We start from the raw sequence: 9137 nt of genomic DNA on the forward strand, positions 1-9137 counted from the left end.
TTCGCCATTCCCGCCGACTCCCCGTACGACGGGGCGTCGGTGGTGAAGGTGCACTACGCCGTCAGCCACCAGCACATCGACCACTCACGGTAGGAACCACGGATGTCAGCACCCACCACGACCCCACCGGGAACGGACGACAGCGGTGTCCGCGCGAAGACGCTGCGCGGGTTGCTGCTGGCGCGCGAACTCGACAGCGCGCGGCTGGCGCGGGGGTTTACCACCAGGGAACTGGCCTCGGCCATGTCGATGTCCCCGGCGATGGTGAACCGGGTGATGACCGGCAGGCGGGTGCCGACCGCGTTGGAGATCGGCGGGTTGTGCGCGGTGCTCGACGTGCCCGCCGCCCGGCGGCCGCTGCTCTACCGGCGGGCGGCGGCGACCGACCTGACCGGGTGGGTGGTGCACGCGGGCACCGGGGACGACCCGATCGGCGACGTGGAGGCGGTGGCCGACGGCATCACCGGGTTCGACCCCGCCCTGGTCCCCCGCCCGCTGCGCACCCCGGCCTACGAGCGGGCGATCGGGTCGGACCGGGGTCGCGCCGACCCGGCGCTGCTGCGGATCAGCCGGTTCTTCCTGCACCCCTCCGCGCTGAGCCACCCGGCGGTCTCGGCCGAGACCATGCGCGACCAGTTGCTGCACTTGGTGGAGAACCACGCGCACCGGGTTCGGCTGCTGCCGATCGGGGTGGCCCGCGAGCCCGGGTTCCGGGTCCTGGAGGTCGGCCACTTCCCGTCGGTCGTCCACATCGAACACCACGGCACCGACGTCCTGCTGGAGGAGCCCGCCGCCACCGGGGCGCACACCGCCTTCCTGCGGCACCTCACCGACGTGGCGCTGTCCGGCTCCCACACGGGCGCGGCGCTGCGGAACCTCATCCGCTGACGCGCACAGCAGCAGGCCCCGGGGCGCACCGCCCCGGGGCCTGCTGAGGAACGACCGGATCAGAAGGTGAGGGTCCAGGTGTCGATGGTGCCGGTGTCGTAGCTCCACACGTCCGTGGCGCGCAGCTTCCACGTGCCGTTGAGGTTCTCCGCCGACGCGTTCACCGTGTAGGTCTCGTGCACGCCCGCCGACGAGCCTGCGCCGCCCGCGCGCTTGAGGGGGAACACCGCGCCCGACGGGCCGATCAGGTCCAGGGCCAGGTCGGCGCTGTAGGTGTGGTTGATGTCCACCTTGACCTTCGTGGTGGCCGGGGCCTTGCCGGTGCAGCCGGTGACGGCGATCGACGAGGTGACCGGCGTGTTGGTGTCCGGGATGGACACGTCGTCGCCGTTGGTGCCGCCCGCGCAGCTCGGGGGCGGGGTGGTGCCGCCGCCGATGAAGCCGGTGTAGAGGAGCTTGTTGGGCGAGCCGGTGCCCGGGGACTTGACCGCGTTGGACGTGGCGTTGTCCACCAGGGCGTTGCGGACCTGGGCGGGGGTCGCGTTCGGGTTGGCCGACAGGTACAGCGCCGCCGCGCCCACGACGTGCGGGGTGGCCATCGAGGTGCCCGACATCTGGGTGGTGCCGCCGCCGTTGCGGGTGGAGGTGATGTTGGTGCCGGGGGCGAAGATGTCGGTGCAGGAGCCGTAGTTGGAGAACGACGAGCGGTTGTCGGCGTTGTCCGTGGCGTTCACCGTGATGGCCTCGGGGACGCGGGCGGGGCTGGTGGAGCAGGCGTTGGTGTTGGCGTTGCCGGACGCGACGGCGAAGGTGACGCCGGAGGCGATGGCGGCCTTGACCGCGTTGTCGACGGAGGTGTCGGCGCCGCCGCCGAGGCTCATGTTGGCGACGGCGGGCTTGACCGCGTTGCGGGCGACCCAGTCGACGCCCGCGATGATCTGCGAGTACGGGCCGTTGCCCTGGCAGTCCAGGACGCGAACGCCGATCAGGTTCACCTTCTTGGCCAAGCCGTAGGTCTTGGAGCCGACCGTGCCGGACACGTGGGTGCCGTGGCCCTGGCAGTCGGAGGCGTCGCTGTCGTTGTCGATGAAGTCGTAGCCGTCCTTGGCGCGGCCCTCGAACTCCGGGTGGGACTTGTTGATGCCGGTGTCGAGGATGTACGCGTTCACGTTCGCGGCCGTGTTGGCGTAGGTGTAGGTCTGGTTGAGCGGGAGGGCGCGCTGGTCGACGCGGTCGAGGCCCCAGGTGGCGCCGGTCTGGGTGTCGCTGATGCGCGCGATGCCGTCCTGCTGGACGTAGGCGATCGCCGGGTCGGCGGCGAGGCGCTTGGCGGCGGCCTCGTCCATCCGGACGGCGAAGCCGCGCAGGGTGGCGGTGTAGGTCAGCTTGACCGTGCCGCCGTAGCGCTTGGCCAGGTCGAGCGCGGTGCCGTTGGTGCTCGCGGCCGTCATGGCCCCGTCCTTGAGCACGGCGATGTACGCGCCGGGGACGGCGTTCGCCACACCGAGGATCGTGCTGGTGGGCGCGGCCTGGGCCGGGGTGCCGACGGCCAGCGCCGCCGTGCCCGCGGCCAGCAGGACCGCCGCCGCCCGGCGGTTCAGTCGGTCGTGTCGCATCGTGGATGTCTCCCTCTCTTGTGTGGCTGTTGGCAGGGGTGATGACTGACAGCCACTCGGGATTCACCATCGGGTGGCGCGGGAGAGCGAACAATCCGGGTTTCGATACGTAGGGCTACCCGACTTTCGCCTACGCTCGGACGATGCCGTGGACCTCGGGGGCGCCGCGGACCAGTTCCCCGGTGCTGGTCGGGCGCAGTCGTCCGCTGGGCGCGCTGCGCTCGGCGGTGCGGGCGCGCCCGGCGGTGGCGATGGTCGAGGGCGAGGCCGGGGTCGGCAAGAGCAGGCTGGTCCGCGAGCTGATCGACGGCGACCTGGGGCCGCTGGCCGTCCTCATCGGGCACTGCCACCCGGTCGGCGAGCCGTTCCCGTTCGGGGCGGTGCTCGACGCGCTGCGCGAGGTCGGGCCCCGGCTGGCCAGGCTGCCGAAGCTCAACCCGGTGACCGGGGTCGTCGGGCCGCTGCTGCCGGAGATCGCCGAGCACCTGCCCCCACCGCCGCCGAGCACCGGCGATCCGCGGGCCGACCGGCACCGGCTGTTCCGCGGCCTGCGGGAGCTGCTGAACGCGCTCGGTCCGGCGCTGCTGGTGGTCGAGGACCTGCACTGGGCCGACGACGGGTCGCGGCGGCTGCTGCGGTTCTTGATGGGCGACCCGCCGCCCGACCTGGCGGTCGTGGTCACCTACCGGCGCGCGGAGGTGCCCGGGGGCCTGCCGCTGGGCACCGCCTACCGGCCGCCGTCGTCGGTGACCGGGGTCGTCGTCGGGCTGGAGCCGCTGGACGCGGCCGGGGTGCGGGCGCTGACCTCGGCCATCCTGGGCGAGGACACCTCCGCGGAGTTCGCCGCGCGGCTGCACGAGCGCACCGCGGGCCTGCCGTTCGTGGTCGAGGAGGTGCTGCGCACCCTGCGTGACCAGCCCGGCGACGCCCGGCTGCTGGACGCGGTGGGCGTGCCGGTGCTGCTGCGCGACGCCATGGCCGAGCGGCTGGCCGCGCTGCCCGCCACCGCGACCCGGCTCGCCGAGGCCGCCGCCGTGCTCGGCGTGCCCGCCCCGGCCGAACTGCTCGGCGAGGTCGCGGCGGTGGGCGCCCAACGCGTCGACCAGGCGCTGACGTCGGCGCTGAGCGGGCAGGTGCTGCACGAGGCGGAGAACGGCCGCTACGGCTTCCGGCACGCGCTGGCCCGGCAGGCGGTGTACGACACGCTGACCGGACCCGGGCGCAGGCAGTTGCACGCCCGCGCCATCGACGCCCTGGAGCAGGTCGAACCGCGACCGCTGGTGCAACTCGCCGAGCACAGCGCCAGGGCGGGCCGGGTCGCCGGGTTCCTGCGCTACGGGGAGGCCGCCGCCGACCGGGCCGCCGAACAGGGCGACGCCACCGCAGCCACCGGCCTGCTGCGCCGCCTGCTCGACCAGCCCAACCTGCCCGCCGCCGACGTCGACCGGCTGGCGATCAAGCTGGGCCGGGTCGCGCACACCGGCCTCGACCAGCACGACCCGGCCGAGGCGCTGGCCCGGCTGCTCACCGACCCGAGGCTGTCGACGTCGGTGCGCGGGGAGGTACGGCTGTACCGGGGGCTGCTGCTGGTGCGCCAGTCCGGCGCGGTGGAGCAGGCCATGGCCGAGATCGAGACGGCGGTGGCCGACCTCGCCGAACGCCCCGACCTGGCCGCCAAGGGCTTCGCCGTGCTGGGCCAACCGTTCGTCGGCATCACCTCCGTCGCCGACCTGGCCCGGTGGCGGGCCGCGGCGGACGCGTTCCGCGCGAGCACCGACGACGTCGAACTGCGGATGTCGCTGCTGGCCAACGAACTCAGCTCCCGCCTGCACATCGGCGACCCGACCGCGCTGGCCGAGATCGCCGCCCTGCCCACCGCGATCACCGGCACCGGCGCCCGCAGGCAACTCGCCCGAGCCCACTGCAACGTCGGCGACGCCATGACCTCCGTCGGCCACTTCCGCCTCGCCGCGGGGCACCTGCGCTGCGGCCTGCGCCTGGCCACCGAGGCGGGCGGCCCGTTCGTCGTCGGCACCGCCCGCACCACCACCGCCCGGCTCGACTGGTTCACCGGGCAGTGGACCGGGCTGGCCGAGCGCGCGGGGGCGCTGCTGGAGGAGTACCGGGACCTGGTGCCGATCGCGGGCGAGCTGTCCCTGGTGCTCGGCCTGCTCGCCGCCACCCGGGGCGAGTGGGCGGAGGCCACCGGGCACCTCGGCGCCACCGGGGCGTTCACCCCGGAGGAGTCCATCGCCCCGGTGGCCATCGCCGGGTGCGCCGGACTGGCCGGGGTGGCACTGGCGCAGGAGGACGCTTGCCGGGCGGTGGTCGAAGCGGAGCGCGGGCTGGACATCGTGCGGCGCAAGGGGGTGTGGGCCTGGGCGGGTGAGCTGGGGCCGGTGGCGGTCAGCGCCTACCTGGCGGCCGGGCGGCACGCGGACGCGGAGGGGGTGGTGGCGGAGTTCGCGGCCGGGCTGTCCGGAAGGGACGTTCCGATCGCCGCCGCGGCGCTGGTCGAGTGCCGGGGGTTGGTCGACGGCTCGTCGGCGGCGCTGCGGGAGGCAGCGGACTTGTACGCGGCGCTGCCCGCGCCGTACCTGGCGGCCCTGGCGACCGAACGGGCGGAACCGTCGGTGGCGGAACTGGCCGCGCTGGTCGACGCGTTCGACGCGTTGGGTGCCACCCGGGACGCGGCCCGGTGCAGGCACCGACTGCGCACCCTCGGCGGCGGCACCCCGTCGCGGCGGGGCAGGCGCGGGTACGGCAACGAATTGTCACCACGGGAGCTGGAAGTGGCGCGGTTGCTGGCATCCGGACACACGAACCGGGAAATCGCCGATGTGCTGTTCCTGTCGCCGAGGACGGTCGAGCAACACGCGGCCCGGGTGCTGCGCAAACTGGGCGCGGTCTCCCGCACGGACCTCGACGCCGACGCGTTGCCCTGAACCGGTGCCGGGCATCTGAGCCGACCGGCAATGCGCTTGGGCGTCCGTGCGGCTCGGCGAAACATTCGCCGAGGGGTTCGTCACCCACCGCACCGGAGTTGTCGGGGGCAGGGGCAAATGGGTGAAAAATTGCCGGGCACCCGCTCTGACGTGCCGCTATCCGCGTTCGAAGTGGGAATGAAACGGGAACGACGCCCACCGCGTGCAGCCTTGTGACAGCCGTGACCGACCGGTCACTATTCGACGAGCACCGGGTGGGCGTCGGGCGGGAGGGCACCTTCGGGTTCGTCCGCGCCAGGTCCGGTCACAACTGAAGACCACCTCCGGCGGCCCCGGCCGCCCCCTGCAGGAGGAACCGCCGCGTGAGACGCAAACGCCTGTCCGTCGTGGGTGGGGCGCTGGTCGCCCTTGCCCTGATCAGTTCGATGAGCCCGGTCGGTGCCGGGGCCAAGCCGGAGCCCGGTCGGGGGACGGCCGAGTACCAGGTCAGCGGGGTTCGCTCCGCTGAGCAGCGCAACGCCGTGGCGGCGACCGGGGCCGCGCTGTACGGCTTCGAGGACAGCCGGTTGATGGTGACCGCGACGCCGGACGAGGTGGCGCGCATCCGGGCGCTGGGGTTGACCGTGGTGGCCGACACGCCCGTGGTGCAGAGCCGGGGGGCGGTGTCCCCCAACGACTTCCCGGGTGCCGACTCGAACTACCACAACTTCGCCGAGATGACGGCGGAGATCAACCAGGCGGTGGCCGACCACCCGGGGATCATCACCAGGACGGTGATCGGCAAGTCGTACCAGAACCGGGACATCGTCGCGATCAAGATCTCCGACAACGCCGGGACCGACGAGAACGAGCCGGAGGTGTTGTTCACCGCGCACCAGCACGCGCGGGAGCACCTGACCGTCGAGATGGCGCTGTACCTGATCCGCACCCTCACCGACGGGTACGCCGGTGACGCGCGGGTCAGGGGGCTGGTGGACTCGCGCGAGGTGTGGATCATCCCGGACGTCAACCCCGACGGCGGTGAGTACGACATCAGCACCGGGTCGTACGCGGGGTGGCGCAAGAACCGGCAGCCGACGCCGGGATCGTCCAGTGTGGGCACCGACCTGAACCGCAACTGGGACTTCAAGTGGGGCTGCTGCGGCGGTTCCTCCGGCAGCGCGAGCAGTGAGACCTATCGCGGTCCGTCTGCGGCGAGCAGCCCCGAGGTTGCCGCGTTGCAGAACTGGGTGGCGAGCCGGGTGGTCGGTGGCAAGCAGCAGATCACCGCGGGCATCGACTTCCACACCTACTCCGAGCTGGTGCTGTGGCCCTACGGCTACACCACCGCCGACACCACCCCGGACCTGACCGCTGAGGACCAGCGGGTGCTGTCCACCATGGGGCGGGCCATGGCGGCGTCCAACGGCTACACCCCCGAGCAGTCCTCGGACCTCTACATCACCGACGGGTCGATCGACGACTACCTGTGGGGCAAGTACAAGATCTACGCCTACACCTTCGAGATGTACCCCTCGGGCAGCGGTGGCCTCGGCGGCTTCTACCCGCCCGACGAGGTGATCGCCGCCCAGACCTCCCGCAACCGGGACGCGGTGTTCTACCTGCTGGACTACGCGGACTGCCCGCGCCGCGCGGCGGGCCTGACCTGCGACGGCACCCCTCCCCCGGCGGGCAAGGTGTTCGAGAACGCCAACAACGTCACCATCACCGACGCGGGTGCGGCGGTGTTCAGCAACCTCGCCGTCAGCGGGGTGACCGGCAACGCCCCGGCCGCGCTGTCGGTGGGCGTGGACATCAAGCACACCTACCGCGGTGACCTGGTGATCGACCTGGTGGCGCCCAACGGCACCACCTTCCGGTTGAAGAACTCCAGCTCGTCGGATTCGGCCGACAACGTCATCGCCACCTACACCGTCAACGCCTCGGCGGTCCCGGCCAACGGCACCTGGCGGCTCAAGGTGCAGGACGTCTACAGCTCCGACACCGGTTACGTCGACAGCTTCAAGCTCACCTTCTAGGACTCGCGCCCCGGGCCCGCTGACCCCTGCCGCGGGTCCGGGGCGTTCCAACCCCCCACGGAGATCCGTCCCACGGAGTCCGCTCCACACCACCGGGCCACCCCTGCCGATCGGGCCCGGGAAAGGAAGACCAATGACCGAGGGCAAGTGGTACAGCAGGCTCCGCCGAGTGGTGCTCGTCGCCGCGGGCGCGCTCACCCTGGCGGCGGGCACGACGGCGCACGCGAGCGCGGCCCCGCCGCCGTCGGACGGCGGCACGTTCAGCCCGCAGGTGGTCGGCGGGAGCCGGGCCGCCCAGGGTGAGTTCCCGTGGATGGTGCGGCTGTCGATGGGCTGCGGCGGCGCGATGTACACCAACCAGCTCGTGCTCACCGCCGCGCACTGCGTGAACGGGACCGGCAACAACAGCAGCATCACCGCCACCTACGGGGTGGTCGACCTGCAGAGCAGCAGCCGGGTCACCCGCAAGTCGACCTACGTGTACCGCAACCCGGGCTACTCGACCTCGACCGGTGGTGACTGGGCGCTGATCAAGCTGGCCTCGCCCATCACCGGGGCGGCGACCCTGCCGCTGGCCACCAGCACCGCCTACGACTCCGGCACCTTCACCGTCATGGGCTGGGGCTCGGCGACCGAGGGCGGCGCCCAGCAGCGCTACCTGCTCAAGGCGAACGTGCCGTTCGTCAGCGACACGAGCTGCCGGTCGGCGTACCCGAGCATGAAGACCGCGGTGGAGATCTGCGCCGGTTACCCGCAGGGTGGGGTCGACACCTGTCAGGGTGACTCCGGTGGGCCGATGGTCCGCCGCGACGCCAACAACAACTGGGTCCAGGTCGGGATCGTCTCCTACGGCCAGGGTTGCGCCCGGCCGAACTACCCGGGCGTGTACGCCCAGGTCAGCGCCCTGTCCGCGGCGATCGCCGCGAAGGCTGCGACGCTGTAGCCCCCGCACCGGCACCCCGGGGGCACCCGGCGCCGGTCACCGCCACGCCTCGGGTCCGCTCCGCCGGGCCCGAGGCGTGGCCGTGCCATCCCGTCCACACTGGAGTCCGCACCGACGGAGTCCACAGCGCAACGCACCGGGCCTCCCTGCCGACAGGGTCCGGGAAAGGAAGACACAGTGACCGAGGGCAAGTGGTACAGCAGGCTCCGCCGGGCGGTGTTGGTCGCCGCGGGCGCCGCCACCCTGGTGGCGGGGGCCGCGGCGCACGCGAGCGCGGCACCGCCCACCGACGACGGGCCGATCACCCCGCAGGTCGTCGGCGGCACCCAGGCCGCGCAGGGCGAGTTCCCGTGGATGGTGCGGCTGTCGATGGGCTGCGGCGGCGCGATGTACACCAACCAGTTGGTGCTCACCGCCGCGCACTGCGTGAACGGCACGGGTGACAACACCAGCATCACCGCCACCTACGGCGTGGTCGACCTGCAGAGCAGCAGCAAGGGGACCCGGACGTCGTCGTACGTGTACCGCAACCCCGGCTACTCGACCTCGGCGGGCGGCGACTGGGCGCTGATCAAGCTCTCGTCCCCGATCAACGGCGTGGCGACCCTGCCGCTGGCCACCAGCACCAACTACGACTCCGGCACCTTCACCGTCATGGGCTGGGGCTCGGCGACCGAGGGCGGCGCCCAGCAGCGCTACCTGCTCAAGGCGAACGTGCCGTTCGTCG

General features: G+C 72.6%; 6 protein-coding genes. 5 read left to right on the forward strand and 1 reads right to left on the reverse strand.

Annotated elements, in window-relative coordinates; all coding sequences use genetic code 11:
• The first annotated feature begins 102 nt into the window (after nucleotides 1–102).
• Nucleotides 103–888 carry a helix-turn-helix domain-containing protein gene (locus tag DFQ13_RS05680; protein WP_110079071.1) on the forward strand — a complete coding sequence of 262 codons (786 nt, stop codon included), beginning with the start codon at nucleotides 103–105 and terminating at the stop codon, nucleotides 886–888.
• A 59-nt stretch (nucleotides 889–947) separates the two neighbouring features.
• Here the strand turns inward: DFQ13_RS05680 and DFQ13_RS05685 are convergent, their stop codons facing one another.
• Nucleotides 948–2504 (reverse strand): S8 family peptidase, encoded by a 1557-nt coding sequence (locus tag DFQ13_RS05685; RefSeq protein WP_110079072.1) that lies wholly within the window; start codon nucleotides 2502–2504, stop codon nucleotides 948–950.
• A 143-nt stretch (nucleotides 2505–2647) separates the two neighbouring features.
• Here DFQ13_RS05685 and DFQ13_RS05690 point away from each other — a divergent pair, with 143 nt between their 5' ends.
• The 4 genes from DFQ13_RS05690 to DFQ13_RS05705 form a co-directional block, all read left to right on the forward strand.
• Nucleotides 2648–5449, forward strand: coding sequence for an ATP-binding protein (locus DFQ13_RS05690; RefSeq protein ID WP_110079073.1), 2802 nt, complete (start codon nucleotides 2648–2650; stop codon nucleotides 5447–5449).
• A gap of 362 nt (nucleotides 5450–5811) precedes the next feature.
• Nucleotides 5812–7467, forward strand: coding sequence for a M14 family zinc carboxypeptidase (locus DFQ13_RS05695; RefSeq protein WP_110079074.1), 1656 nt, complete (start codon nucleotides 5812–5814; stop codon nucleotides 7465–7467).
• Nucleotides 7468–7600: 133 nt separating this feature from the next.
• Nucleotides 7601–8410 carry a S1 family peptidase gene (locus DFQ13_RS05700; protein ID WP_110079075.1) on the forward strand — a complete coding sequence of 270 codons (810 nt, stop codon included), beginning with the start codon at nucleotides 7601–7603 and terminating at the stop codon, nucleotides 8408–8410.
• A 177-nt stretch (nucleotides 8411–8587) separates the two neighbouring features.
• On the forward strand, nucleotides 8588–9137 hold a 550-nt coding region (locus tag DFQ13_RS05705), incomplete at its 3' end, for a S1 family peptidase (protein ID WP_146241148.1).

The organism is Actinokineospora spheciospongiae (assembly GCF_003182415.1).
Taxonomy (GTDB): domain Bacteria; phylum Actinomycetota; class Actinomycetes; order Mycobacteriales; family Pseudonocardiaceae; genus Actinokineospora; species Actinokineospora spheciospongiae.

Excerpts from the sequence above, each read along its gene's own strand:
- DFQ13_RS05700 (WP_110079075.1), top strand. The coding sequence starts at position 7,601 with ATGACCGAGGGCAAGTGGTACAGCAGGCTCCGCCGAGTGGTGCTCGTC.
- DFQ13_RS05680 (WP_110079071.1), top strand. The coding sequence starts at position 103 with ATGTCAGCACCCACCACGACCCCACCGGGAACGGACGACAGCGGTGTC.
- DFQ13_RS05690 (WP_110079073.1), top strand. The coding sequence starts at position 2,648 with ATGCCGTGGACCTCGGGGGCGCCGCGGACCAGTTCCCCGGTGCTGGTC.
- DFQ13_RS05685 (WP_110079072.1), bottom strand. The coding sequence starts at position 2,504 with ATGCGACACGACCGACTGAACCGCCGGGCGGCGGCGGTCCTGCTGGCC.